The organism is Streptomyces yunnanensis, assembly GCF_029011865.1.
Lineage (GTDB): Bacteria > Actinomycetota > Actinomycetes > Streptomycetales > Streptomycetaceae > Streptomyces > Streptomyces yunnanensis.
On sequence record NZ_CP095749.1, the window covers coordinates 4,793,135 to 4,819,509 of the forward strand.

Consider the following 26,375-nt stretch of genomic DNA (forward strand, 5'->3'; position numbering starts at 1 on the left):
CGGGGGCCGGCCGGTTCGGGTTCGGGCCCCTGCCCCTGTCCCGCCCGAGGGGGGCGGCTGCCCGTTGCCCGTGGGTGGGGCGGCCGCGTGTGGGTTGTGCGGCTGCCCGTAGGTGGGGGCTGCCCGTTCCTGCCGCTGGTCCGACGCCTCCTCTCCTGATGCCTCCTCTCCCGACGCCTCCTCTTCCGATGCCTCCGCGTCTCGCCGCAGGGCCCCACACGGTCCGGTGTGGGGCCGTACGCCGACCCATTTAGCTGCACCATGAAACGAATGGTTGTAGGATGACTGGGCAACCGGGCAAACACGCGCGGGCGGAACCAACAGGAACGGGCACGGGACCACGGCGATGACGCTCAAGGCAGCAGGACGGCAATCTCTCGTCGACACGGTCGTCGAGGCCCTCCGCTCCCAGCTGGCCGCCGGTGAGTGGCAGGTCGGCACCCGCATCCCCACCGAGCACGCCCTCGCCGAACAGCTCCAGGTCGGCCGCAACACCGTCCGCGAGGCGGTACGCGTCCTCGTCCACGCCGGGATGCTGCGCTCGCGCCAGGGCGAGGGCACCTTCGTCGTCTCCACCGCGGACCCGGCCGAGATCATGCGCGGCATCCAACGGGCCGGCATCCGGGACGTCCTGGAACTGCGCATCGCCCTGGAGGCGGAGGCCGCCCGGCTGGCCGCACTCCGCCACGAGCCCGCCGACCTGGAACGCATGCGGGCGGCCCTGGACGCGCAGGTCGAGCTGGAGGACGCCGAGGGCCGGCCGCACTCCGGAAGCCTGGAGCTCTACGCCGACCACGACATCGCCTTCCACAAGGCCGTCGTCGAGGCCGCGCACAACACCGCGCTGACGGCGACCTACGGCTGGTTCAGCAGCTCCGTACGGGAGGCGCTGGTCACCGCCCTCGACGACCAGGCGATGCCGAAGCTCGTACACGGTGACCACCGCGCCGTCCTGGACGCGATCGCCCACGGCGACCCGGACGCCGCCGAACGCGCCACCCGCGCCCTCCTGGAGAAGCCCAAACGGGCCGTCGAGGCCCTCCTCGCCGGCGACTGACGCCCGAGCCCCTCTCCGCCTTCTCTTCTCCGCCCTCCCCTCCCCGCTTCCCCTCATCACCTCCCCCTCCCCCTCCCCCCGTACGAAGTGCACGATTGGCCAGGTACGCACGCATGTCAGGGACCGACTCGACCGCCCCGGTCGACCTCATCGACGCCGAGGAAGACTTCATCCCGGCCCCACAGGTGGCCGCCGCCCGGCGCCGGCTGCGGACCCATCCCGCCCTCCTCCTCACCGGCATCGTGCTCGCCGCGGTGAACATGCGCGCGGCGCTCGCCGGAGTCTCGCCGCTGCTCAGCGAGATGGCGCAGCGCTTCCATCTGGCCGCCACCGCCAGCAGCCTGGTGACCACCATCCCGCTCGTCTTCATGGGCCTGGGATCGGTCATCGCGCCGCGGGTGGCGCGCCGTTGGGGCACCGAGGCGGCGCTGTGCGGTGCGTTGGTCGCGCTGTGCGGCGGCATCGTGCTGCGGATCGCACCGCCGGTCGCCGCGCTGTTCGCCGGCTGCGCGGTGGTGGGCGCGTCCATAGCCCTGCTCAACGTGCTGATGCCGGGCCTGATCAAGCGGGACTTCCCGGAGCGGGCGGCCAGCATGACGGCGCTCTACTCGACCGCGATGATCCTGGGCGCGACCGTCTCGGCCGCCTCCGCCGTCCCCTTGGAGAACGCGCTCGGCAGTTGGCAGGGCTCCCTGGTCTCCTGGTCGCTGCTGGCCGCCGTCGCCGCCCTCGTCTGGCTCCCGCAGGTCGTGATCGCCCGCCGCGGCACGCACCACGGCGAGGCCGCGGCGACGCCCGCCCACACCACCGGGCGCGGCCCGAAGCTGACCCGCTCCCCGCTCGCCTGGCAGGTGACGCTCTTCATGGGCTCGCAGTCGCTGATCGCGTACGTGATCATCGCCTGGATGCCGACGATCTTCACCGACCACGGCATGGGCAAGAGCGAGGCGGGGCTGGTCTTCGCCTTCAGCACGCTGGTGCAGATGGTCGGTTCGTTCGTGGTGCCGATGCTGGCCGGTCGGATGCGCCGTCAGCGGCTGCTGGGCGTGGCGGTCTCCGCCCTGATGGCCTGCGGTGTCACGGGGTTGCTGGTCGCGCCGGTGGCCGGTGCCTGGCTGTGGGCGGCGATCCTCGGCATCGGCCAGGGCGGCGCCCTCGGCCTGGCCCTGACGATGATGGTGCTGCGGTCCGGCGACGCCCACACCGCGGCCCGGCTCTCCGGCATGTCCCAGACCGGCGGCTACCTCCTCGCCGCCGTCGGCCCGCTGGCCCTGGGCGCCGTCCACCAGGCCACCGCCGGCTGGACCGTGCCGCTCGTCCTACTGCTCGCCGTCTGCGCCGGCCTCGCCCTCCTGGGCCTGGGCGCCGGCCGCGACCGCCGCATCGGGGAGACCCTGGCCGGCTGACGGCGACTGCTGCCGGGGCGGGCGACGGGCCCGGCGGTCGGACCTCGGCAGTCGAAGCCCGGCGGTCGGGCGCCAGGTGGTCAGGGTCAGGCGGCCGGGGCCAGGTGGTCGGACCGCGGCGGTCGCGGCCGGGCGGGCGGGCGGCCGGGGCCGGGGCCCGAGAGGCCGACCGCCGACCGTTGGCCGTCGACCGCTGACCGCTGACCGCCGTACGCCCCACCAACGGGCTACCGCCACACGCGCAACACGCCGCACGCCCTGCCGACCCGCGCGCGAGCGCCGGGACCGGTCGGGTGGGCGGGCGGCACCCGCCACGGCCCCGCCACCAGCCATGATCCACCGTGATCCGGTGCGACGGGATGGCCCCACATCACATCCGGCTGCCCTACCGTGCCCCCATGAGCGATGTTCAGCACGCCGGTCGCCGGCCCGGACCGCGGTTCTCCCGCGTCGGCTGGCTCATCCTTGTCGCCGTTCTGTGTGTCGTGGTCGTCCTCGCCGTGCTGTTCGTGCCACGGCTGCTGCGCGAGCGGCAGTACGGGCAGCTCACGGTCCCGGAGGGGCAGCGGGCCTCCCAGATCTACGCGGCCGTCGACCAGGCCCTGAAGGTTCCCGAGGGGACCACCGCACAGGCCGCCAGAACCGCGCACCTCGACCTGCCCGCCGCGGCGAAGGGCAACCCCGAGGGCTACCTCTTCCCGGCGACCTATCCCCTCCGCAAGGACACCACCCCGGCGTCGCTGCTCTCGTACATGGTCAAGACCGCCGACCAGCGGCTCACCGCCGACCGCATCACCTCCTACCGCACCGTGGTGATCGCCAGCATCGTGCAGGCCGAGGCGGACCGGCCGGCCGACATGGGCAAGGTCGCCCGGGTCATCGACAACCGGCTCGCCAAGAACATGCCGCTGCAGATGGACTCGACGATCAACTACGCGCTCGGCCGCAGCACGCTCCGCACCAGCCACGCCGACATCCGTACCAACAGCCCCTACAACACCTACAAGTTCGAGGGCCTGCCGCCGACCCCGATCGACAACCCGGGCGCCGACGCCCTGAAGGCGGCGGCCGCACCGCCCGCGGGTGACTGGCTCTACTTCGTCACCGTCAAACCGGGCGACACCCGCTTCACCGCCGACTACCAGGAGCACCAGCGGAACGTGCGGGAGTTCAACGACGCACAGAAGAACTCCGCGTCCGGCGCCTCCACTTCCAGCGGCCCCGCTCCGGGCGGCTCCACTTCGGGTGGCCCGGCTTCGAGTGCGTCCGCTTCGAGTGCGTCCGCTTCGGGTGGCTCCGCCGCCGGTGGCTCCGCCAACAGTGCCGCCACCGGCGGATAGCCCCCGCCCCGTCCAACCGCGCCTCCGGCCGACCGATCGGGTCGCCGCCTCGTCCCGGTCGCTCGGCCGAATGCTTTGCCAGCCGGCTGCCTTCCCCGTCGACTGCCTTCCCAGCCGGCTGCGTCTCCCGGCCACCGGGGCCGTCCGCTCCCCGGCGGCCGGAGCCGCCTATTCCTCCCCGGCCAGCGTCAGCGCCTTCAGCCGGCGCGCCGCGTACCAGGTCGCCAGTCCGGTGACGGCCACCAGCAGGCAGAGCGCGAGCGGCAGCTGGACCGCGGAGTTCAGCGCCCCCTCGGCGCCCACCTTCTGCCCCACCGCGAGCGCCCACTGCTGAACGCTGAGGGTCCGCGCCCCGGGGACGATGTTCCCCACGAACGCCTCCCAGACCAGGGCGTAGACCAGGCCGAGGACCACGGCGTGCCGGGTGACCGTGCCGAACAGCAGGAACAGGGCGCTGTAGGCGACCGAGGCGACGGCGGCCGCCACCGCGTACGCCACGGCTATCTGCTGGCTGTTGCCGTTGAGGATGAATCCGGCCACCAGGACCGGTATCGCCGAGAACGCCGCGGTCACGCCGATCGAGACCAGCAGCTTGGTGAAGATGATCGTCGAGCGGCGGACCGGCTTGGCCAGGAGGTAGATCACCGAGCCGTCGTCGATCTCCGGGCCGATCGCGCCCGTCCCCGCGATCACGCCGATCAGCGGGACCATCGTGCCCAGCGCGAACCCGCCCAGGATGCCGCCGGCCGTGGCGTCATCGGCGCCGGTCAGCGCCCGGACGATCACCGCGATCGCCACCAGGAGGGCGGGCAGCGCGAAGAGGATCAGCGCACGGCGCCGGCCGAGCAGCGCCCGGTAGGTGAGCCGGGCGACGGTCGGGTGGAAGAGCGTGGCCTTGGGCGCGGCGGCGGGCGCCGGCGGGGCCACGGGAGAGGTCGTGGACATGCTGCCTCAGGGCTCCTTTCTGGCCTCAGGCCGCTACGAGGTACGAGAAGACGGATTCCAACGACTCGTCGGAGGGCGAGACCGTCAGCAGGCGGATGCCGTGGTCGCGGGCGATCCGCGGCAGCAGCTCGGTGAACCGGCCGAAGTCGACGGCCTGGATGCGCAGGGCGCCCTCGACGACGTCCACTTCGATGCCGGCCGTCGACGGGTCGGTTATCAGCGCCCCGGCCAGCGCCCGGTCGTCGTCGGACCGGACGAGATAGCGGTGCGGGCGGTCGGTCATCAGCCGGCGGATCTTGCGGAAGTCGCCGGAGGCGGCATGCCGGCCGGCCACCACCACCTCGATGTGCGAGGCCAGTTGCTCGACCTCTTCGAGGATGTGCGAGGAGAACAGCACCGTGCGCCCCTCGTCGCCCATCCGCCGCAGCAGTTCCATCAGCTGCATCCGCTGCCGCGGGTCCATGCCGTTGAACGGCTCGTCGAGCAGCAGCACCGACGGGTCGTGGACCAGCGCCGAGGCCATCTTCACCCGCTGCCGCATGCCCTTGCTGTACGTCGAGATCTTGCGGTCCTGGGCGTACTCCATCTCGACCGTGGCCAGCGCCCGGGCCGCCGCGGCCCGGCCGAGACCGTGCAACTCGGCGTTGGCGAGCACGAATTCACGGCCGGTGAGGAAGTCGTACATCGCCTCGCGCTCCGGGACGATGCCGATGTGGCGGTAGCTCGCCGCGTTGCGCCAGATCGTCGTGCCGTCGAGGGTGACGGTGCCGTTGGAGGGGGCGAGGAAGCCGCCCATCATGTTGATGAGGGTGGACTTGCCGGCGCCGTTGGGACCGAGCAGGCCGGTGACACCGGGGGCGATGGTCATGGTGATGTCGTTGACGGCGACGACGTTCCCGAACCAGCGCGAGACATGGTCGATGCGAAGAGTGCTCATGGGCGCAGCCCATTCCTTGAGGGGTGGTGGGTGGCGGGAGACGGCGACGGGACGGGGCGGCGCGCGGCGCTTCGAGCCGGGCGGGCGGTCACAGCCCGGCCTTCCGGTAGCGGCGCATCAGCAGGCCGTAGCAGCCGGCGATGACGAGCAGCGAGACGAGGAGGTAGACGAATCCGGCGCCGGTGGTGGGCTCCAGCCCGTTGGGGAAGGAACTGGTGCCGCCCAGGAACGTGGCCTGCACCCCGTCGACGAGGGTGATGGGCGAGAACAGCCCCAGCCACCCGACGGCCGATTCGCTGCCCTGGAGGCTGGCGATGCCCTGGATGGCACTGACCGCGCCGTACGGAATGGTCAGCACGGCGATCACGGCGGCGACTCCGAAGCCGCGACGCGGGGTGAGCGCCGAGACGACCAGTCCTATCCCGGCGAACAGCACCGAGAGCAGCGCGACACAGACCAGCCCCTGCCCGAACCCCTTGGTCTGGTCGACGAAGTCCAACTTCCCCAGCAGCGCCCCCACATAGAGGATCACCAGCGGGGCGGCGGTCAGGATGAACAGCGCGCTCGCCATCGCCGCGAACTTCGCCACGACGTAGTCGACCCGCTCGATCGGCCGGGAGAAGTACAGCGGGATGGTCTTGAAGCGCAGGTCGCGGGAGACCGACTGCGGGGCCTGGGACGCCAGGTACAGGCCGATGACGGCCTGGAGGTAGATGGCGTACCGGGTGTAGCCGATCGGGAGGCTGCTGGCCTTGGTGAACATCGTCACCGCGACCATGATCCCGGCGGGCATACACATCACCGCGAAGAGCAGCATCGGCAGCACCTTGCTCTTCGCCGACCGCCCGAGGCCGTACGCGCCGCGCAGGCTCTGCGAGAACAGCGACCGCCGGGCGTAGGCGCGGCCCAACCGAGGGCCGTCGTAGTGGCGGTAGCCGATGTTGTGGATGTAAGCGCCACCCGGCGTGGTTTCCGTACTCATCCTGCGTTCCCTCCGCCCACGGTGGTGGGGCGATCGGTGTTCTGCCCGGCCGCCGCGGCCCTCTCCGCCGGTGCGCCGCCGGCCTGCGCCGGTGCACCGACCGCCGCCTGCGCGTCCGCGTCGCGGAACACTTCGGCGATCTGATGCCGCCGCTGCTCCATCCGCACCAGGCCGAGCCCGAGCCCGGCGACGGTGTCGCGCACCAGGTCGTACGTCTCGTCCCCGGTCGCCTCGACGAAGAGGACGTGCCCGGGGGAGGCCAGCCCCTCGGCGCCGGGTGCGCCGGTGGTCACCGCTGCGCCGGCCGCGGCCAGCGCAGCGCGGAGCGCTCCGGTGCCGTCCGGATGGGCGTCGGTGTCGGTGACCTCCACCGCCAGCGAGGTGGTGACCTTGGTGAACTCCGTGGTGGAGGACGAGCGCAGCAGCTTGCCGCCGTCGACCACGACGACGTGGTCGCAGGTGCGCTCCAGCTCCCCCAGGAGGTGGGAGGTGACCAGGACCGAGATCCCGAAGTCGGTGTGGACGCGCCGGATCAGGCCGAGCATCTCGTCCCGGCCGACCGGGTCCAGGCCGTTGGTGGGCTCGTCCAGGAACACCAGCTGGGGGTCGTGCACCAGCGCCTGGGCCAGCTTCACCCGCTGCTTCATGCCGGTGGAGTAGCCACCGATGGGGCGGTACCGCTCCTCGTAGAGCCCGACGTGGCGCAGGGTGTCGGCGGTGCGCTCCCGGGCGGCGGTCGGCGGCAGGCCGGCCATCCGCGCCATGTGCACCACGAACTCGGTGGCGGAGACGTCGGGCGGCAGGCAGTCGTGCTCGGGCATATAGCCGACCCGCTCACGAATGGTGCTGCCGTCCTTGGTCACGTCCAGTCCGAGGACGTGGGCGGTCCCCTCGGTGGCCGGAGCCAGGCCGAGCAGGATCTTGATCAGGGTCGACTTTCCGGCGCCGTTGGCACCCACCAGGCCCGTTACGCCGGGGGCGATGTCAACGGAGAGCCGGTCCAGGGCGGTCACCCTCGGGTACCGCTTGGTCAGGCTTTCGGTCACGATCACAGTCACGTGTTCGAAGGTAGTGGCGCCGGACACCCCCGTCGTCAACCCCAGCGGTGGTCTTCGCGTAGCCCTCCGGTACGAGAAGCCCGTAGGGGTTCTCCTGCTTCAGCCGCACAGAGGTCGGGGTCGGGCCGTGTCGTTGGCCTCGTCCGCCGCACACCTCTTGACGCAGCCGCCAACCATTGTCACATTCATCACTGGCAAGTTACGGGCACGTACCGCGATGAACCGCTTACGGACGGACGGTTGGCGATGGCCTCAGTCACCTCAGCGACCGCAGCAGCGACGGGAGAACTCACCGCCGAGCTCAAGGGATTCCGGGAGGTACAACGACTCGCCTACGCCTGCGCGGAAGCCGTGGCCGCCCAGCTCAAGCCCGGGGTCACCGAGCGCGCGGCGGCGCGGATGCAGCGCGAGTGGCTGCGCGAGCGCGGCGTACGGGACTGGTTCCACCTGCCGTTCGCATGGTTCGGCGACCGCACCGCGTTCGTGAACTTCCGTGTGCCGCTGCAGTTCTTCCCCACCGACCGCGAACTGGAACCGGGCATGCCGTTCATCCTCGACATGGCCCCGGTCCACAACGGCTGCACCGCCGACATCGGCTACTCCGGCTGCCTGGGGCTCAACCCCGTGCACGACCGGCTCCTCGCCGACCTCGAAGCCCACCGCGACCTGATCCTGCGCGAGGTGCGCGAACGCCGCCCGCTGCGCGAGATCTACGAGGACGTCGACCGGCTCATGGTCCGGCAGGGGTACGCCAACCGGCACCGCGCCTATCCCTTCGGCGTCATCGCGCACAAGGTCGACCGGGTGCGGCAGCGCCGCTGGTCCCCCACCCTCTTCGGGTTCGGCACCCAGTCCCTCAAGGGCCTCGCCTCGGACGCGCTGCACGGCCACCGGGAGGGCTGGTCCCCGCTGTGGAGCCCGTACACCTTCTCCGATCACCCGCCGCAGCCCGGGCTGTGGGCGGTGGAACCCCACCTCGGCTTCCGGGGCACGGGGGCGAAGTTCGAGGAGATCCTGGTCGTCACGGACTCCAGGGACCCGCAGGAAAGCGCCTTTTGGCTGGACGACGATCTGCCGCATGTGCGGCGCTGGCAGGAGGAGAGGGCCGCGTGAAGACAGGACCTGGACGGGACGGGCAGCAGCGCCGGGGCACCGGAAGGCCGGCGCCGACCGGGACCGGGCTCCCCGAGGCCCGGGAGCGCTGGGTGCGCACCGGTGGCATCGAACTGTGCGTCGCCGAGCTCGGCGATCCGGACCGGCCCAAGGTGATGTTGGTGCACGGCTATCCGGACAGCAAGGAGGTCTGGTCCGAGGTCGCCCGCGGCCTGGCCGACCGCTTCCACGTGGTGCTCTACGACGTCCGGGGCTGCGGTCGCTCCACCGCGCCACGGCCGCTGCGCGGCGGCTTCACCCTGGAGAAGCTGACCGACGACTTCCTGGCCGTCGCGGACGCGGTCAGCCCCGACCGGCCGGTCCACGTCGTGGGCCACGACTGGGGCTCCGTCCAGGCGTGGGAGTTCGCGACCGTGCGGCGCACGGAGGGCCGGATCGCCTCCTTCACCTCCATGTCCGGGCCGTCCCTGGACCACTTCGGCCACTGGATCAAGAAGCGGCTCGGGCGCCCCACCCCCGGGCGGGCCGCCCAGCTGCTCAACCAGGGCGCCAAGTCCTGGTACGTCTACCTGCTGCACACCCCCGCCCTGCCCGAACTGGCCTGGAAGGGCCCGCTCGGCAAGCGGTGGCCGGCAATCCTCCAGCGGGTGGAGAAGGTGCTCGGCGGCGACTACCCCACCGCGTCACTTCCCACCGACGCGGCCCACGGCGCCTGGCTCTACCGCGACAACGTCCGCGCCCGGCTCCGCCACCCGCGTGCCGACGCCTACGCGCACTGCCCGGTCCAGCTCATCATCCCGACCGGCGACGCGTTCCTCTCCCAGCGGCTCTACGACGACCTCGACCGGTGGGCGCCCCAACTGGTGCGCCGCACCCTCCCGGCCAAGCACTGGGTGCCGCGCACCCGCCCCGACCAACTCGCCGCCTGGATCGGTGAGTTCGTCACCGCCAAGGAGGAGGGCGACCCGGCGAAGGACGTCGCGGCCTCCGGTCCGTACGCCGACCGCTTCGGCGGTCAGCTGGTACTGGTGACCGGCGCGGCGAGCGGGATCGGCCGGGCGACCGCGTTCGCGTTCGCGGAGGCCGGCGCACGCATCATCGCCGTCGACCGGGACGCCGAGGGCGCGGCCCGCACCGCCGACATGGCCCGGCTGATCGGCGCCCCCGAGGCATGGGGCGAGACCGTCGACGTCTCCGACGAGGCGGCGATGGAGAAGCTCGCCGACAAGGTCGATGCCGAGTACGGCACGGTGGACGTGCTGGTCAACAACGCCGGCATCGGACTGTCCGGCTCCTTCCTGGACACCACCTCCGAGGACTGGAAGAAGGTCCTGGACGTCAACCTGTGGGGCGTCATCCACGGCTGCCGGATCTTCGGCCGGCGGATGGCGGACCGCGGCCAGGGCGGCCACATCGTCAACACCGCCTCGGCCGCCGCCTACCAGCCGTCCCGGATCCTGCCCGCCTACAGCACCTCCAAGGCAGCCGTCCTCATGCTCAGCGAGTGCCTGCGCGCCGAGCTGGCCGGACAGGGCATCGGCGTCACCGCCATCTGCCCCGGGCTCGTCAACACCGGCATCACCGGCACGGCCCGCTTCACCGGCGTCTCCGAGGAGGAAGAGAAGCGCCGCCAGGCCAAGGCCGCGCGGATGTACGGGATGCGCAACTACCCGCCGGAGAAGGTCGCCGACGCCATCCTGCGCGCGGTGGTCCACAACCGGGCGGTGGTCCCGGTCACCCCCGAGGCGCGCGGCGCCCACCTGCTGTCCCGCTTCGCCCCACGGACGCTGCGCGCCCTCGCCCGGCTCAAACCGCCCGTGTGACCGGCCCGCGCCCCCACCCCGCACGCCCGCACCACGGTCCGCACCCGGTGTGCGGCCGGGCCGCACACCCCGGCCCGGCCGCCCGCCCCACCCAGGTCAGGAGAACCTCGCACGTCAGGAGCCGCTGATGAGCACACCACGCCCCCAGGAGCACCACCCCATCGCGCCCCGTCGGGTCGCCTTCGACTGGCGCGAGACCCCGCTGCACTGGATACCGGACGAGCCCACCGCCACCCATGTGATCAATGTGCTGCACCTGCTGCTCCCCGCCGGCGAGCGGTGGTTCGTCAAGGTCTTCAAAGAAGCCCTCCCTCTGGTCCGGGACGAGCACCTCCTCAAGGACGTGAAGGGCTTCATGGGCCAGGAGGCCACGCACAGCGTCCAGCACGCCCATGTCCTGTACCACCTGGCCCATCAGGGCCTCGACACCACCCCGTACACCCGGCACGTCGACTTCCTCTTCGAGTACCTCCTCGGGGAGCGGCCCCCCTTGGGCGTCCCGATCCCCGAGCAGGAGTGGCTGCGCTTCCGGCTCGCCCTGATCGCCGCCATCGAGCAGTTCACCGCCGTGCTCGGCAGCTGGGTCCTGGGCGCAGACGGCCTGGACCACGCCGACCCCGATCCGGTGATGCTCGATCTGCTCCGCTGGCACGGCGCCGAAGAGGTCGAGCACCGCGCGGTCGCCTTCGACATGTACCAGCACACCGGCGGCGAGGAACCCGCCCGCTACACCCGCCGCGTCCTGGCCATGGCCGTGACCGCCCCCGTCCTGCTCTACCTCTGGTGCTGGGGCGCGACCTATCTCCTGCGCCACGACCCTCGGCTGTCCGCCCCCTCCCGCTATTCGCTGCGCGCACACAACCGCGCCGTCCGCAAGGGGCTGTTACCCAGCTGGCGGCAACTGGGCGCGGCGATCCCCCGCTACGTCCGACGCTCCTACCACCCCTCCCAGGAAGGCTCGCTGCGTGCCGCCGTCGCCTATCTGGCCTCCTCCCCGGCCGCCCGAGCCGCAGCCGGCGCGATAGGCCGCGCGGCCCTCCCGTAACGACCGTCCGCGTCGGGCGGCATCAGCCGGCCGCGTCCGCCGTCACGGACCGCCTCCGCCCGACACGCACCCGACCGCTGGCCCCCGGCTGACGTAGGGGGACCGCCCGCGCCCCGGTCGGCGTGCCGAGCCGTCCTGTGGTCAGAGCCCGGTCGCACCGACCGTCCCGTGCGGGCGACCACCCCGCCCCGACGCCGATCAGGCGGCCGTATCGTGGCACCGCCGCACCCGGCCCGTGGCGGTACCGGCGGTGGCCGGCCACGGCCCGTGGCACGCCCGGCCCCGGCACGGCCTCCGTGGGCCACCGCCTCGTAGCAGCCACCCCCTGATGGCTGACCGGTAACGCGGCCTCCTCGATGAGGCGGCCGTCCCGTAAGGAGCACCACAGTGACGCCCGAGCAGCCGCCGACGGCCGAGTACCGCATCGAGGACCTGGCCCACCTCAGTGGCGCCACGGTCCGCACCATCCGCGCCTACCAGGACCGGGGGCTGCTGCCCCGCCCCGAGCGTCGCGGCCGTGCCAATGTGTACGGCGACGCCCACCTGGCCCGGCTGCGCCAGATCGCCGACCTGCTCGACCGCGGCTACACCCTCGCCAGCATCAAGGAACTCCTCGAAGCCTGGGACGCCGGCCGTGACCTGGGCGGGGTCCTGGGTCTGGTCGCCGAGATCGACGGACCGTGGACCGACGAGAAGCCGACCCGCATCACCCGTGACGACCTGGACGCCGCCTTCGGCGGCCCCAACGAGCAGGCGGTGGCCGAGGCCGTCGAGCTCGGCGTCCTGGTGCGCGTGCCGGGCCGGGACGACGAGTTCCTGGTCCCCAGTCCGCAGGAGCTCGCGGTCGCCTCCGAACTCCATGCGGCGGGTGTGCCGCTGCTGGCGATCTCCGGCCACCTGCGAGAGCTGCGCGGCCAGGTCGAACACATCGCCTCCCGCTTCCTGGACTTCACCGCCGAGCACGTCTTCCGGTCGTTCCTGAACCATCCGCCCACCGAGGCGGAGACGGCGGAGGCCACGGCCCTGGTGCGTCGTCTCCGTCCCCTGGCCCAGCAGACCATCGACGCCGAACTCGCCCGCGCCATGCGGACACTGGCCACCCGGTACATCCACCACCACCTCGCCGAGGCCCTGTCGTCGGGAACGGCGGGCGCGTCGGGGCCATCAGGGCCGTCCGGCCTGCAGGAGCCCGCCGGACCCGTGCCGGAGCCGGAGCTCCGCCCCGGGGCAGCGGTGGCCCCCGGGCCCGCCGCGGCCCCCCGTCCCGCGACCGACTCGGAGGCCGTGCTGCTCCCCGTCGCGGCCGTTCAGGCCGTACGCGACCTGGTGGGCCCGGAGAACACGGCCGCTTTCATCGCCGCCGCCGCACAGCGCGAGGCGCACGCCCGCGCCATGGACGCCCTGGCCGCGGCGGCCCGGGGCACCCGGCCCGCCGCGGAGGACACCCCCGGGCACTGACCCGCCCGGTGTCCCTTCCCCCGGGCGGCTCCCCCACGGCCGACCCGCTCGGGGCCCGCCTCGCCTGCTTCCCTCTCCAGTTGTCAAGGATCACGCCGGACGGCCCGTCCGCCCGGCCATCCCGACGGGCTCCTCAACCCGTCGGATCCGGCAGCCAGTTGCCGTGGAACCCGTACGGCACCCGGCGCGGCAGGGAGACCGTCGCCACCGGGCCGGCGGTGACGTCCTCGGCGTCGAGGATCACGAGGTCGCTGGTGTCGGTGGTGGCGTCGTAGACGTAGGTGATCAGCCAGCCGGGACCGCCCGGACGGTCGTCGGCGGGGGCGAACGCCGCCTCGCCCGGGGTACGCCCCGGGCCGAAGTCGTAGCGGGCCACCCCGCCGGTCCGCAGGTCGTAGCGGAGCAGGGCACCGGGTATCGCACCGGTGCCCGGTGCCTCCGCGGCCGTGACATGGCCGAACCGGGCAGGCAGCCCGGCCAGGCGGTCGTCTATCCGGGGGAACTCGCCCATCTGGTCGTCGATTTGCTCCTCCGCCACCGTGCCCGCGGCGAGGTCGATCGTCCAGCGCCACAGGCAGGGCGGCGCATGACCGGCCAACGTGGCGTAGCGGGAGACGTAGAGAACGATCCGCTGATCGCCGTCGTCATGGGCGTTCAGCGAGTGGAAGACATAGCAGGGGTCGATCTCCAGCCAGCGGACCTCGCCATGGGGGTCGTCCCGGCGCAGCACCCCCAGGCGGGCCCCGTACTCCGGATCCCAGCGGTAGGGCATGCCGGCGTGGTCTCGGTCGTGGACCATCGGCAGGTCCATGAAGATCACATGGCGTGCCGTCAGGTGGAAGTCGTGCATCATCGTGGCGCCGGGCACGTCGATCGGACGGCTGACCACCAACTCACCGGCCGCGTCGGCCCGGTGATACGTCAGATAGGGCGCACTGGAACGGCCGTACCCGAAGAAGTGCAGCTCGCCGGTGGTGGGACAGGTCTTGGGGTGGGCGGTCATGGCGGTGGCGAGCCAGCCGCCGAAGTCATGGGAGCCGACGGTCTCCAGCTCGTGTCCGGGCCGACAGTCGATCTCGTAGGGGAAGGACGACTCGACCAGCGCCAGCGTGCGACCGGCGTGCCGGACGACATGGGTGTTGGCGACACCGGCGGCCAGATTGCGGCGGCCCGACCCGTCACCGAAGCGGATGCCGTCGGTGAAGGTCGAGGTGCGGACCCACCGATTGCGGTACGAGACGGCCCGGCCGCCCTCCAGGCGCACACCGTGGACCATGCCGTCGCCGAAGAACCAGTGCCGGCTGGCGGCGTCCTGCGGGTTGGGGCCGTTGCGCAGATACCAGCCGGTGAGCTCCGGCGGGATGGTGCCGGCGACCGGGAGGTCGTAGGTGGTCAGTTCGTCGGTGACCGGCGCGAAGTTGCCGGCCAGATGCGGTGGCGGTGCGGAGGATTCGGATACCGCGGTGGATGGGGTGGCGGTCATGAGGCCATACCTTCCTGGGCGTTGAACCGGGCGCCGGACTGCTGCAGGAAGCGGGCGCGGGCCCGGTCGGGATACGTGGCGGTGAACCGGACAGGAAGAACGAATCCGGCGACCTGGACGACGATCGAGAAGACGGTGCCGAGGCCGTAGGCGGATATGGCGACCTGGGCGAGCGCGGACAGGGTGAAGGACAGCGCCCAGGCCGCGGTGATCACGACGTTGATGCGCCGGAACAGCGGGGTGTCCCAGACCTCGGGCGGGGCCATCCCCCGGGCGATCGCCAGGGTGAACGGGCGCCGGACGGCGATCGACACCCAGGAGATGAGCGCCAGCCAACCCACCGACATCGCGCCGCTGTAGAGCTGGAGGTCGCTCTCGGGGCGCGTGAAGGCCAGTACGGAGAGACCGAGGAAGTAGACGATGGTGCCGTACTCCAGCAGCCGGTTCTCCAGCGAGAGTCCCGTCGCGCGGTCCGCTATCAGCAGCACCACCGAGGCCACCAGTCCGGCGAGCGCCCCCCACTGCCAGCCGGCGGTGGACACCCCCGCGAAGACCAGCCATGGAACGAAGCTCCGCAGGTAGTTCATGATCCCCCCATTTTGGTTGCGCCCGATCACCACGGACGGCTGCTCGACGGTGCGCCCGGCCGACGAACGCGGCCACAACGTGCACTGGTTTCGGGCTCTCCCCACCCAGCGACATTCCAACTGTGACATGTCGAAGATGGAAAGTCCAGCTTTGACATGTCACTTATGGAAGGTAAAGTGCAAGTCATGAGCCTGAGACACGCGGTACTGGGCCTGCTCTCCGAATCCCCGGCGAGCGGCTACGACCTGATGAAGCTGTTCAACGCCTCGCTCACCAGCGTCTGGCCGGCGACCCAGAGCCAGGTGTACGGCGAACTCAACAAGCTCACGACGGCCGGCCTGGTCGAGGTCGCCGCCCACGGCCCGCGCGGCCGCAAGGAATACGCGATCACCGACGACGGCCTGGCCGAGCTGCGCCACTGGCTCACCGAGGTCGCCCCCACCGGCCCGCAGCGCCACGACGGCCTGTTGCGGGTGTTCTTCCTCGGCATCCTCACGCCGCTGGAGGCGCAGTCGTACCTGCTCACGCAGGCCGAGACCGCCGCCCGCGCCCACACCGCGTACGAGCAGATCGACCGGACCGCGGAGTGGGACGACGAGATGATCTCCGTCTACGGGCGCATCGCCCTGGAATACGGTCTCCGGATGTCCACGACGATGGAGGAGTGGGCTCGCTGGGCCGCCGACGAGGTGACCAGCGCGAAGGCCCGGAAGGCCGGCGAACTGGCCCGCGCGCAGCGCGGCAGGGAGCGGCCTGAGCAGGACGAGCAGCCGGCGGGGGAGCGGCACAGCGGCGACTGACGCCCTCGCCGGGGCGCGCCCCGGCGACGGCCGCCCACTCGCCGACCCCGAGCCTCCGCCTCCGAATAGCAGGTGCCGCGGCGACCGCGCCACGGCATCCTGAAGGCATGAACCACCAGCGCTCCGTGCGCATTTCGAAGTACCTCGCCAAACACCTGCGCCACGAACCGGAGCGGATCGGCATCGTCCTCGACGCTCAGGGCTGGGTCCAGGTGGCCGCGCTGCTCGACGCCGCCGCGCGGCACGGATTCCCCTTCTCCCGAGCAGAGTTGGAGGCCGTGGTCGCCGACAACGACAAGCGGCGCTACACCCTGGAGAACGGCCGCATCCGCGCCAATCAGGGCCATTCCGTGCGCGTCGACCTCGGTCTGCCGCCGGCGGTGCCACCCGGCTTCCTCTTCCACGGCACGGTGGCCCGCAGCGTCGCCGCCATACGGGAGGAGGGGCTGCGGCCGATGTCGCGGCTGGCCGTGCACCTCTCACCGGACCGCGAGACCGCGTCCCGGGTGGGCGCCCGGCGCGGCAAGCCGGTGGTGCTGACCGTGGACGCGGGGGCGATGCACCGGGCCGGCCATGTCTTCCGCGTCAGCGCCAACGGCGTCTGGCTGACCGGTCATGTGCCGCCGGAGTTCCTCCGTTTCCCCGGCTGACCCCTCCCCTTGCACAACGCCTCAGGAAACCCGCAGGTCAGAGCCCCGGCGCTCCCCACACCGGGAACCACCGGGAAAGATCCTTCTCGATCGTCAGATCGTCCCCGAGCATCGCCCGCACCTGGAGTTCGAGCGGGTTGTCGCGCTTCTCGGCGTCGCCGGTGTGCGGCGCGAAGGGGTAGAACGTGCCGCGTTTGTAGAGGTAGACCAGCGCCAGCGACCGCTGTCGCGCATCGCGGAATCCCAGCAGCGAACACAGCAGCTGCGGGCCGAACCCCGCCTCCTCCAGGGAGGTGTTGACCGCGTGCAGATCGTTGACCAGACCCGCCACGTCCTCCGGGGCGTGCCGCACCAGCAGCCATGTATAGCCGTACGCGTCCTGTGTGAACTCCACCGTGCCGTCCAGGAGCGCACGCGCCTCCTCCTGGATCCGTGCGAACGCCCCGCCCTCGACGCTCGCGAAGCACACCGATCCCAGCCCGGTCGGGGTGAATCCGGCCGCGGCCTCCAGGGTGACCGCGGCGGACGGCAGCGCGAAGAGCTGGTCCAGATCGGGCCGTACGGGCTTGCTACGGCCGAGGATGGCGTCCAGAAATCCCATGCGCGGCTTGCTCCTTGATCCTTTGCTCCGGTGACGCGATGGCGTGTTTCACGGGAAACATCGCCACGCGCCGCTCACTGCCGTCCCTCCGACGCGTCCGCTCAGGGCCGCCCCAACTGCGCCGCTATCCGTCCCAGCTGGTCGAGCCGCTGCTCCAGCGTCGGGTGCGAGGACAGCAGCTGGTTGAAGCTCTCCTTGTTGAACGCCGGGGCGAAGTAGAACGCGTTGAACGGCTGGGCCTTGCGGAGGTCCTCGGTCGGGATCCGCGCGATCTGACCGGTGACCTTGGTCAGAGCGGAGGCCAGCGCCGAGGGGCGGCCGGTCAGGAGGGCGGCGGCCCGGTCCGCGGACAGCTCGCGGTAGCGGGAGAGCAGCCTGGTCAGCAGGAAGCTGATGGCATAGACGACGACGCTGACGGCGGTGACGATCAGGACGGCGATGGCGGCGTTCTGATCGCGGTTGTTGCGCCCGACACCGCTCCACAGGGCGGCGCGGGTGATGATGCCGGCCAGGACCCCGAGGAACGACGCGATGGTCATCACCGCGACATCGCGATGGGCGACGTGCGACAGCTCGTGGGCCAGCACGCCCTCCAGCTCCTCCGGCTCCAGCCGCCTGAGCAGCCCGGTCGTCGCGCAGACCATGGAGTTCTGCTGGTTACGGCCGGTGGCAAAGGCGTTCGGTACATCGGATTCGGCGATCGCGACCCTCGGCTTGGGCATATCGGCCAGGGCACAGAGCCGGTCCACGGCACCGTGCAACTCGGGCGCCTGTTCCGGCGTGACCTCGTGCGCCCCCATGCTGTAGGCCGCGATCCGGTCGCTGAACCAGAACTGCGCGACGAACATGCCCCCCGCGATCAGCAGCACCACCACCCAGGCGCCCTTGAGCAGTACGACCAGCGCGCTCACGACCACGACGTACAGCAGCCCGATGAAGAACATCGTCATGACCATGCGCGAGGTCAGCCCGCGGTCCGGGGCGAATCGGGTCTGTGCCATGGCTCCTCCACAACGCACCGCATTTCGCACAGTGCGCCGGCCCGGTCACGCAGTCGTCTCCGCGCGCCGGGTCCCGCACACTGCACCGCTGCCCCAATTCTCCCTCTTGCCGGCTATATACCGGGTAAAGCCCCGGCCGGGATACCGGGGTGAATCGCGATGTACGGCCTGAAGTCGAGGATGGGTGGCTAGGGCGTGTCCGCAAAGCCCCGTCGTTCGCCCGGAGGGCGGGACTTTGCAGAAGCGCCCTAGGCGCCGAGCTGCGCCAGCCCCTCGGTGGCGATCCGCTCGAAGACCGCCGGGTCGGCCGCGAAGACCGAATCCGCGATCGGCCAGTGGATGACCAGCTCCTCGATGCCCAGCTCGGCGTGGCGCCCGGCGAAGTCCACGAAGGCGTCCACGGAGTCCAGCGGCTGGTCCGGGGTGAAGCCGGTCAGCATGATCTTGTGGAGCTCGGCGAAGTCCCGGCCCTGGTCGGCGCACGCCTTGGCCAGCCCCTCGACCTGCCTGCGAATGGCCTCCCGCGACTCGGCCGGGGTGCCGCCCGCGTTCGACACCTTGGGGTCACCGGTGGTCACCCACGCCTGCCCGTAGCGGGCCGCCAGCTTCAGCCCGCGCGGGCCGGTGGCCGCCACCGCGAACGGCAGCCGCGGCCGCTGCACGCAGCCGGGGATGTTCCGCACCTCGTCCGCGGAGTAGTGGGTGCCTTCGTAGGAGACGGCGTCCTGGGTCAGCAACTGGTGCAGCAGCGCCGTGAACTCGGCGAAGCGGTCCGCCCGTTCGCGCGGCGACCAGGGCTCCTGGCCGAGCGCGGTGGCGTCGAAGCCGTTGCCGCCGGCGCCGATGCCCAGCGTGACACGGCCCTCGCTGATGTCGTCGAGCGAGATCAGCTCCTTGGCGAGGGTGACCGGGTGCCGGAAGTTCGGCGAGGTGACGAGGGTGCCCAGACGTATCCGTGAGGTCGCGGCGGCGGCCGCGGTCAACGTCGGGAGGGCGCCGAACCATGCCTGGTCGCGGAAGCTCCGCCAGGACAGGTGGTCATACGTGTACGCAGCGTGGAACCCCAGCTCCTCGGCGCGCTGCCATACCTCCTTGCCGCCATCGGACCAGCGTCGGACGGGCAAGATCACTGTGCTCAGTCGCATATCCCCGAGCGTACGGTGACTCCGGAGAAAGCCCGCCCGGCCGCGTCCTCGCCCCGGCTCATGTGTGACACCCACCGCACGCCTGTACGTGCCGGTACGCGAAGATGGCCCCGTGACTGATGCCTCCGCCGCGCCGCCCCGGCCCATCCGGCTTATCGCCACCGACCTCGACGGCACGCTGCTGCACGACGACAAGACGGTCTCCGACCGGACGATCGCCGCGCTCGCCGCCGCGGAGGCAGCGGGCATCGAGGTGTTCTTCGTCACCGGGCGCCCGGCCCGCTGGATGGACGTGGTCAGCGATCATGTGCACGGCCATGGCCTGGCGATCTGCGCGAACGGCGCGGCCGTCGTCGATCTGCACCGGGGCTCCCGCTTCGTCGAGGTCAGCCCCCTGGACCAGGGAGTGGCGCTCGACGTCGTCCACGCCCTGCGTGACGCGGCCCCCGGCACCACCTTCGCCGTCGAACGCACCGGCGGCATCCACTACGAGCCGCAGTACCCGCCCTTCTTCCTCGACCCGGCCGCGGTGATCGCGCCGGCCGAGAAGCTCCTCGCCGAGGGGTTCGCCGCGTCCCCGGCCCCCGATCCGGCGGACGGCCCCGGCACCGACGGTCCGTATGCGACCGACTCCGATATGCCCGAACTGGGCACCGCGGGCGCCACCCGCGCACACAGCGACGCCGGCACCTCCGACCAGCCCGTGCTCAAGCTGCTCGCGCACCACCCCGACCTGGACCCCGATGCCTTCCTCGCGCTGGCCCGGACCACCGCGGGCCACCTGGCGTCCTTCACCCGGTCCAGCCCCACCGCGCTCCTGGAGATCAGCGGCCCGGGCGTCAGCAAGGCCGGCACCCTCGCCCACTGCTGCGCGGAACGCGGGATCTCACCGGAGGAGGTCGTCGCCTTCGGCGACATGCCGAACGACATCGAGATGCTCACCTGGGCCGGCACCTCGTACGCCATGGCCAACGCCCACCCGGACGTACTGGCGGCCACCACGCGCCGCACGGAATCCAACAACGACGACGGCGTGGCGGTCGTGATCGAGCGGATTCTCCAGGGGCGCTGAGCCTGCTGTGACGGCGGCAGGAGAACGGTCCGTTCGACGGGTCCGTGGTTTCACGTGAAACCACAACTGCGCGCCGTCCCGGACCGTTTCACGTGAAACCACACCCCTCCCCGGTCCGCGCATGTTTCACGTGAAACGCTCAACTCCCGCGATCTGCCGTAGACATGGGGTGCGGTCCCGGCAGGGTCACGGCGCGCCTGACGCAAGAACCCGCTGAGGGGCGGCCAGGACGATCGCCGCCCTTCTGGCGCGGAAGCCCAGCGACCGTAGCCCCCGCTCCCCTCACAACGGCGCCTCCCACGTCACCATCGTCCCCTTGTCGCCCGCGCCCAGCCCAGGGCCGTAGGTGCTGGAGCCGCCCAGGGACTCCGCGCGCTTGGCGAGGTTCTTGAGGCCGCTGCGCCGACCGCCCCGCGCGATGCCCACCCCGTCGTCGGCGACGGTCAGCCGGACGCCGGGGGTGCCGTCCGGCAAGTTGACCGTGGCGTCCACCACGACCTCGATGCGGGACGCCTCGGCGTGCCGGAAGGCGTTCGACAGCGCCTCGCGCAGCGCGGCGATGAGGTTCTTGCCGGCCAGTTCCCCGACCCGGGAGTCGACCGGGCCGACGAACTGCGCCGACGGCTGGAAACCGAGCGGCACGGCGGCGGTGCCGACCTCCCGCAGCACCCGGGTCCGGAGCCCCGACGGCGCCTCGGCCGGGCTCTGCTGAAGGGCGAAGATCGCGGTTCTGATCTCCTGGATGGTGGTGTCGAGTTCGTCGATGGCCTTACCGACCCGCCTGGCCACCTCCGGCACCACGGTCTTGCGCTGAGCGCTCTCCAGGATCATCCCCGCCGCGAACAGCCGCTGGATCACCAGATCGTGCAGGTCTCGGGCGATCCGGTCGCGGTCCTCGTAGACCGCCAGCCGCTCCCGGTCGCGCTGTGCGTCGGCCAGCACCAGCGCCAGCGCGGCCTGCGCGGCGAACTGGGTGGCCAGGGTCCGCTCGGCGGCGGAGAACGGGCGGGCCCCACGCCCCCGCGGCGTGGCGAGCGTGCCGAGCACCCGGCCGCCGCTCTTGAGCGGCAGCATCATGCTCGGGCCGAAGCGCGGCGCGAGGTGGGTGACCATGCGCGGATCACTGGCCGAGTCGTCCACGAACACCGGCTCACCGGCGAGGAGTTGCTCGGCCACCGGGCTCTCCCGCGGGATCTGGGTCCCCATGATCCCGGTCGGGTCGTCGGCCGACACCGCGACGATCTCCAGCCCACCGTCCTCGTCCGGCAGCAGCACGATGCCGGCCGCCGAATCCGCCAGCTTCTTCGCCTGCTCCGCGACCACCGCGAGCGCGTCGTCGACATCGCTGCCGGCGAGCAGTTCGGTGGTCACCGCCACCGACCCGTCGATCCAGCGCTCCCGCTGCCGGGTCGCCGCGTACAGCCGGGCGTTGCCGATCGCGATACCGGCCTCGGTGGCCAGCACCCGCACCATGTGCAGGTCCTCTTCGCTGAACTCGCCGCCGCGTTTCTCGGTCAGATAGAGATTCCCGAAGATCTCGCCCTGGACCCGGATCGGTACCCCGAGGAACGACCGCATCGGCGGGTGTCCCGGCGGGAAGCCGGCCGAGCGCGGATCCTTGGCGAGGTTGGCCAGCCGCACCGGCTTCGGGTCGTGGATCAGCGCGCCGAGCAGGCCCTTGTGGCCGTCGGGCAGCGCGCCGATGCGCTCGTGCTGCTCCCCGGTCACGCCGTAGGTCACGAAGTCCGACAGCCCCTCCCGGGCGTCGTCGATGATCCCGATCGCGGCGTAGCGCGCATTGGCGAGCTCGGCGGCGGTCTCCACGATCCGGTCCAGCGTGATGTGCAGGTCCAGCCCGGCGCCGACCGTGCGCATCGCCTCCAACAGCTGCGGCACCCGCGCGGTCAGCTCGGACGACAGCCCGCGGAGACTACGGGTGGCCTCGGTGGCGGCGTCCATGGGGTCCGGGCGCCCGATGTCCCTCCCGATGTCCGGGGGGTCCGGGGGGTCCGGGCGCGATCCTGCCGTGACTGCCATGCCCCGAGCCTAATAAGGGCCCATTTCCGGGGAAAGTGCAGCTATCCGGCGAGCCCGGCCACACGGGGACAGCCAGGTGGGGACGGCCGGGTGGGGACGGCCGGGTGGGGACGGCCGGGAGGGCGCCCCCGCCGAAGGGCCTCCGTCGCGTCACGCGGTCAGCGCCGACACCCCGACGGGCTCCCGACCGGCGTCCACCGCCGCACCCCCGGCGGCCCCCGTCCGCGGGTACGCCGCGTCCACCGCCCGTTCGCGCTCCAGCATCCGCCGGAACGGACCGTCGGCCGTGGCCAGCTCCGCGTAACCACCGCGCTGCACCACCCGGCCCCGGTCCAGGACCAGCACCTCGTCGACCGCGTCCAGGCCGGCGAGCCGGTGCGTGATCAACACCGTCGTCCGTCCCTCGGTGGCGGCCAGCAGATCGGCGGTGAGCGCGTCGGCGGTGGCCAGGTCGAGGTGCTCGGCGGGCTCGTCCAGCACCAGCACCGGGAAGTCCGCAAGCAGCGCACGCGCCAGGGCCAGCCGCTGCCGCTGGCCGCCGGACAGCCGGGCACCATGCTCCCCGACCATGGTGTCCAGGCCGTCGGGCAGCCCGCGCACCCAGTCCGCCAGCCGCGCCCGGCCGAGCGCGTCCCAGAGGTCCTGGTCGTCGGTGCCGTCCGGGCCGCCGCTCCGGTCCCGCCGGGCGAGCCGGAGGTTCTCCCGCAGCGAGCTGTCGAAGATGTGCGCGTCCTGCGCACACAGCCCGACCAGCCGCCGGACCGCGTCGCCGGCCATCTCCTGGGCGTCGGTGCCGGCCAGGGCGTACGCCCCCGCTTCCCGGTCCAGGAAGCGCAGCAGCACCTGCGCGAGTGTGGTCTTGCCGGATCCGGATGGGCCGACGACGGCGAGCCGGCGGCCCGCGGTCAGGGTGAAGCCGACGCCGTCCAGGGCCGGGCGGTCCTGACCGGGGTGCCGCGCGGTCAACTCGCGCACGGTCAGCGGGAACGGCTCCTCGGGCGCGGTCGTGGGGACGTCCGGTTCGCGGACCGGCGCCGGGGCGTCCAGCACCTCGAAGACCCGCTCGGCGGCGTGCCGGGTGCGGCGCCGGTACTGCGCGGCGAGCGGCAGCCCGGCCACCGCCTCGAACGCGGCGAGCGGAGTGAGTACGACGACGGCCAGTGCCACCCCCGCCAGCCGGCCCGTGTGCACCGCCTGGATGCCGACCACCGCGGCGGCGGCCACCGTCAGCCCGCACAGCAGTGCCGAGAGGCCGGCCCCGGCACCGGCCGCGGCGGCCGAGCGGGACGCGATCCGGGTCAGGTCCCGATCGGCCCGGCGCACCTCCTCCGTGCGCGCCCGCACGGCACCGGCGACCGTCAACTCGGCGGTCCCGGTGAGGAGATCGACGACGCGGGTGGAGAGCACCCCGCGGGCCGGCGCCAGCCGGCGCTCCGCACGCCACGCCAACGCGCTCGACAGCGCCGGCACCCCGGCCCCGGCGAGCAGCAGCCCGACCGCGAGGATCACCCCGGCCTCCGGCAGCAGCCAGCCGGTGAACGCGACGGTGCCGGCGCCGACCAGCAGTGCCGCCCCGACGGGCAGCAGCCAGCGCAGGAAGTAGTCCTGCACCGCGTCGACGTCCGCGACCAGTCGCGACAGCAGATCGCCACGGCGGCGTTCCTTCAGCCCGGCCGGGGCCAGCCGCTCCAACCGCCGGAAGACGGCCACCCGGACGTCGGCGAGCATCCGGAACACCGCGTCGTGCGCCACCAGCCGCTCGGCGTACCGGAACACCGCACGCCCGATGCCGAACGCCCTGGTCGCGGTCACCGCCACCATCAGATACAGCACCGGCGGCTCCTGCGAGGCTCGCGAGATCAGCCAGCCGGAGGTCGCCATCAGGCCCACCGCGCAGCCCAGCGCGAGGCTGCCGAGCAGCAGCGCCAGCCCCAGGCGCGCCCGCCGCGCACGGGCCAGCCCGCGCAGCCGCCGCAGCGCGTTCCCCGCGGCGGCACCGGGAACGGCCTCCCCCTCCGGCGACGGAGCGACGTCCGCCGCCCGGCCCGGCCCGGCGGGGGAGACCGCGGCGGCCCCCGCGCCCGGATCGGCGGTCGCCGCGTCCACCGACTCCACCGGCTCGGCGCCCGACTCCGGCCCCGCCAGCCGCACCGTCCGGTCGGCCACCGCCAGCAGCGCCGGCCGGTGGACGACCATCAGGACCGTGCGTCCGGCCGCGAGCCGACCCACGGCCTCGACCAGGGTCTGCTCGGTCTCACCGTCCAGATTGGCGGTGGGCTCGTCCAGCAGCACGATCGGACGGTCGGCGAGGAAGGCGCGGGCGAGCGCGATGCGCTGCCGCTGACCGGCGGAGAGCCCGGCGCCGGATTCCCCGAGCCGGGTGGCCGTGCCGTCCGGCAGCGCGTCGACGAAGTCCAACGCCCCGGCCTCGCCCAGGGCGGCGCGGACCGCCGCGTCATCGGCGTCCGGCCGCACCAGCCGGACGTTCTCGGCGATGGATCCGGCGAAGAGGTGCGGATGTTGCGGTACCCAGGCGATCCGGCCGTGCCAGCTGTCGGGGGAGAGGTCGGCGATGTCGTGGCCGTCGACGAGGACCCGTCCCTCGGACGGCGCGGTGAAGCCGAGCACGGCGCTCAGCAGCGTGGACTTGCCGGCACCCGAGGGGCCGACCAGCGCGACCGTCTCCCCGGGCCGGACCTCGAACGAGGTGGCCGGCAGCGAGGCGGCGGTGCGCCCTGGGTGGCGGACCACCAGCCCCTCGACGGTCAGTCCGGTGCCGTCCGGCGCGGGCGCGGTGCCGGGCGTCCGCGGCCGGGTCTCCAGTACGGCGAAGATCTCGTCCGCCGCCGAGAGCCCCTCGGCCGCGGCGTGGTACTGCGCCCCGACCTGCCGCAGCGGCAGATACGCCTCGGGTGCCAGCACCAGCACCATCAGCCCCGTGGAGAGGTCGAGTTCACCGTGGACCAGGCGCATGCCGATGCCGACCGCGACCAGCGCGACGGAGATGGTGGCGAGGAGTTCGAGCGCGAAGGACGAGAGGAAGGCGATCCGCAGCGTGCGCAGGGTGGCCCGGCGGTAGGAGCTGGTGATCGCGCGGATGGAGGCGGCCTGGGCCTTGGCCCGGCCGAAGACCTTCAGCGTCGGCAGCCCCTCGACGACATCGAGGAAGTGCCCGGACAGCCGGGAGAGCAGCCGCCACTGACGATCCATCCGCGACTGGGTGGCCCAGCCGATCAGCACCATGAAGAGCGGGATCAGCGGCAGGGTGATCACGATCGTCAGCGCGGAGATCCAGTCGCCGGTGACGATCCGGGCCAGCACCGCGACCGGCACGACGACCGCCAGCCCCAACTGCGGCAGATAGCGGGCGAAGTAGTCGTCCAGGGCGTCGATGCCGCGGGTGGCCAGCGTGGCCAACTCCCCGGTCCGCAGCTCCAGGGTGCCGGCACCCTCCGCGCGACGGATCTCCGCCCCGGGCCCCAGCGCCGCCGCCCGCTCGACCAGCCGCATCCGCAGTTCGGACTTGACCGCCGCGCTGGCCCGGTGCGCGGCCAGTTCGGTGAGCCAGGAGACCAGCCCCCGGCCGACCGAGACCGCGGCGAGCAGCGCCACGGGGGTGGCCAACGCCCCGAGGGTGCGCTCGTGTTGGAAGGCTCCGACCACGATCTCCGCGATCAGCATGGCCTGGCCGACGACCAGGCCCGCTCCGGCAAGCCCGAGCACCACCACCGCGACGAGGAATCCGCGGGTGGCACGGGCGTATCGGAGCAGGCGCGGGTCGACCGGTTTCACGTGAAACCTTCCGTTCTCCCGAGCCCCGCCCTGGCGGGGCGG

The 26,375-nt window shown here is 72.4% G+C and carries 21 protein-coding genes; 10 read left to right on the forward strand and 11 right to left on the reverse strand.

Annotated features, from left to right (window positions below; genetic code table 11):
• Positions 1 to 346: 346 nt before the first annotated feature.
• From MOV08_RS20740 to mltG, 3 genes are all read left to right on the forward strand, one after another.
• On the forward strand, positions 347 to 1,057 hold the full coding sequence (locus tag MOV08_RS20740; protein WP_039634574.1) for a FadR/GntR family transcriptional regulator: 711 nt from the start codon (positions 347 to 349) through the stop codon (positions 1,055 to 1,057).
• Positions 1,058 to 1,170: 113 nt separating this feature from the next.
• Positions 1,171 to 2,463: a CynX/NimT family MFS transporter gene (locus tag MOV08_RS20745; protein WP_275308477.1), complete on the forward strand. Its 1,293-nt coding sequence runs from the start codon at positions 1,171 to 1,173 to the stop codon at positions 2,461 to 2,463.
• 398 nt (positions 2,464 to 2,861) lie between these two features.
• A complete protein-coding gene (gene mltG / locus MOV08_RS20750; RefSeq protein ID WP_275308478.1) occupies positions 2,862 to 3,803 on the forward strand; it encodes an endolytic transglycosylase MltG in 942 nt (313 codons plus the stop codon).
• A 168-nt stretch (positions 3,804 to 3,971) separates the two neighbouring features.
• Here the strand turns inward: mltG and MOV08_RS20755 are convergent, their stop codons facing one another.
• From MOV08_RS20755 to MOV08_RS20770, 4 genes are all read right to left on the reverse strand, one after another.
• Positions 3,972 to 4,748, reverse strand: coding sequence for an ABC transporter permease (locus tag MOV08_RS20755; protein WP_039634578.1), 777 nt, complete (start codon positions 4,746 to 4,748; stop codon positions 3,972 to 3,974).
• A gap of 25 nt (positions 4,749 to 4,773) precedes the next feature.
• The gene (locus MOV08_RS20760; RefSeq protein WP_102926779.1) at positions 4,774 to 5,685 is read right to left on the reverse strand and encodes an ABC transporter ATP-binding protein; all 912 of its coding nucleotides are present in this window, start codon (positions 5,683 to 5,685) and stop codon (positions 4,774 to 4,776) included.
• An 88-nt stretch (positions 5,686 to 5,773) separates the two neighbouring features.
• A complete protein-coding gene (locus MOV08_RS20765; RefSeq protein WP_039634582.1) occupies positions 5,774 to 6,667 on the reverse strand; it encodes an ABC transporter permease in 894 nt (297 codons plus the stop codon).
• The gene (locus MOV08_RS20770) at positions 6,664 to 7,752 is read right to left on the reverse strand and encodes an ABC transporter ATP-binding protein (RefSeq protein WP_275308479.1); all 1,089 of its coding nucleotides are present in this window, start codon (positions 7,750 to 7,752) and stop codon (positions 6,664 to 6,666) included. The genes MOV08_RS20765 and MOV08_RS20770 overlap by 4 nt, the downstream gene beginning before the upstream one ends.
• A 219-nt stretch (positions 7,753 to 7,971) precedes the next feature.
• On the opposite strand from MOV08_RS20770, the gene MOV08_RS20775 reads away from it, so the two are divergent.
• The 4 genes from MOV08_RS20775 (at position 7,972) to MOV08_RS20790 (ending at position 13,164) form a co-directional block, all read left to right on the forward strand.
• Positions 7,972 to 8,838 (forward strand): M24 family metallopeptidase, encoded by an 867-nt coding sequence (locus MOV08_RS20775; RefSeq protein WP_275308480.1) that lies wholly within the window; start codon positions 7,972 to 7,974, stop codon positions 8,836 to 8,838.
• Positions 8,839 to 8,930: 92 nt separating this feature from the next.
• Entirely contained in the window at positions 8,931 to 10,661 is a 1,731-nt protein-coding gene (locus tag MOV08_RS20780) for an SDR family oxidoreductase (RefSeq protein ID WP_338057409.1), read from the forward strand.
• A 127-nt stretch (positions 10,662 to 10,788) separates the two neighbouring features.
• Complete coding sequence (locus MOV08_RS20785) at positions 10,789 to 11,706, forward strand: metal-dependent hydrolase (protein ID WP_275308482.1); 918 nt, start codon at positions 10,789 to 10,791, stop codon at positions 11,704 to 11,706.
• Positions 11,707 to 12,093: 387 nt separating this feature from the next.
• Positions 12,094 to 13,164 (forward strand): MerR family transcriptional regulator, encoded by a 1,071-nt coding sequence (locus MOV08_RS20790; protein WP_275308483.1) that lies wholly within the window; start codon positions 12,094 to 12,096, stop codon positions 13,162 to 13,164.
• Positions 13,165 to 13,297: 133 nt separating this feature from the next.
• On the opposite strand, the gene MOV08_RS20795 is transcribed toward MOV08_RS20790, so the two are convergent.
• Both MOV08_RS20795 and MOV08_RS20800 read right to left on the reverse strand, forming a co-directional pair.
• Complete coding sequence (locus MOV08_RS20795; RefSeq protein ID WP_275308484.1) at positions 13,298 to 14,647, reverse strand: carotenoid oxygenase family protein; 1,350 nt, start codon at positions 14,645 to 14,647, stop codon at positions 13,298 to 13,300.
• A complete protein-coding gene (locus MOV08_RS20800) occupies positions 14,644 to 15,234 on the reverse strand; it encodes a DUF3159 domain-containing protein (RefSeq protein WP_275308485.1) in 591 nt (196 codons plus the stop codon). Before MOV08_RS20800 ends, MOV08_RS20795 begins: the two co-directional genes overlap by 4 nt.
• A gap of 186 nt (positions 15,235 to 15,420) precedes the next feature.
• On the opposite strand from MOV08_RS20800, the gene MOV08_RS20805 reads away from it, so the two are divergent.
• On the forward strand, positions 15,421 to 16,035 hold the full coding sequence (locus MOV08_RS20805; RefSeq protein ID WP_275308486.1) for a PadR family transcriptional regulator: 615 nt from the start codon (positions 15,421 to 15,423) through the stop codon (positions 16,033 to 16,035).
• A gap of 107 nt (positions 16,036 to 16,142) precedes the next feature.
• Positions 16,143 to 16,685 (forward strand): RNA 2'-phosphotransferase, encoded by a 543-nt coding sequence (locus MOV08_RS20810; protein WP_275308487.1) that lies wholly within the window; start codon positions 16,143 to 16,145, stop codon positions 16,683 to 16,685.
• A 37-nt stretch (positions 16,686 to 16,722) separates the two neighbouring features.
• Here the strand turns inward: MOV08_RS20810 and pspAB are convergent, their stop codons facing one another.
• The 3 genes from pspAB to MOV08_RS20825 all read right to left on the reverse strand — a co-directional run bounded on the left by pspAB (position 16,723) and on the right by MOV08_RS20825 (position 19,432).
• On the reverse strand, positions 16,723 to 17,286 hold the full coding sequence (gene pspAB / locus MOV08_RS20815; protein ID WP_039634600.1) for a PspA-associated protein PspAB: 564 nt from the start codon (positions 17,284 to 17,286) through the stop codon (positions 16,723 to 16,725).
• Positions 17,287 to 17,387: 101 nt separating this feature from the next.
• On the reverse strand, positions 17,388 to 18,287 hold the full coding sequence (gene htpX / locus MOV08_RS20820; RefSeq protein ID WP_039634601.1) for a zinc metalloprotease HtpX: 900 nt from the start codon (positions 18,285 to 18,287) through the stop codon (positions 17,388 to 17,390).
• A gap of 248 nt (positions 18,288 to 18,535) precedes the next feature.
• Entirely contained in the window at positions 18,536 to 19,432 is an 897-nt protein-coding gene (locus tag MOV08_RS20825) for an LLM class flavin-dependent oxidoreductase (RefSeq protein ID WP_039634603.1), read from the reverse strand.
• Positions 19,433 to 19,544: 112 nt separating this feature from the next.
• On the opposite strand from MOV08_RS20825, the gene MOV08_RS20830 reads away from it, so the two are divergent.
• On the forward strand, positions 19,545 to 20,504 hold the full coding sequence (locus MOV08_RS20830) for an HAD-IIB family hydrolase (RefSeq protein ID WP_039634605.1): 960 nt from the start codon (positions 19,545 to 19,547) through the stop codon (positions 20,502 to 20,504).
• Between the two features lie 282 nt (positions 20,505 to 20,786).
• Here the strand turns inward: MOV08_RS20830 and MOV08_RS20835 are convergent, their stop codons facing one another.
• Both MOV08_RS20835 and cydD read right to left on the reverse strand, forming a co-directional pair.
• Positions 20,787 to 22,463, reverse strand: a complete 1,677-nt coding sequence (locus MOV08_RS20835) for a sensor histidine kinase (RefSeq protein WP_039634608.1) — start codon at positions 22,461 to 22,463, stop codon at positions 20,787 to 20,789.
• Positions 22,464 to 22,691: 228 nt separating this feature from the next.
• Positions 22,692 to 26,333 carry a thiol reductant ABC exporter subunit CydD gene (cydD, locus tag MOV08_RS20840; protein ID WP_275308488.1) on the reverse strand — a complete coding sequence of 1,214 codons (3,642 nt, stop codon included), beginning with the start codon at positions 26,331 to 26,333 and terminating at the stop codon, positions 22,692 to 22,694.
• Between the last annotated feature and the right edge of the window lie 42 nt (positions 26,334 to 26,375).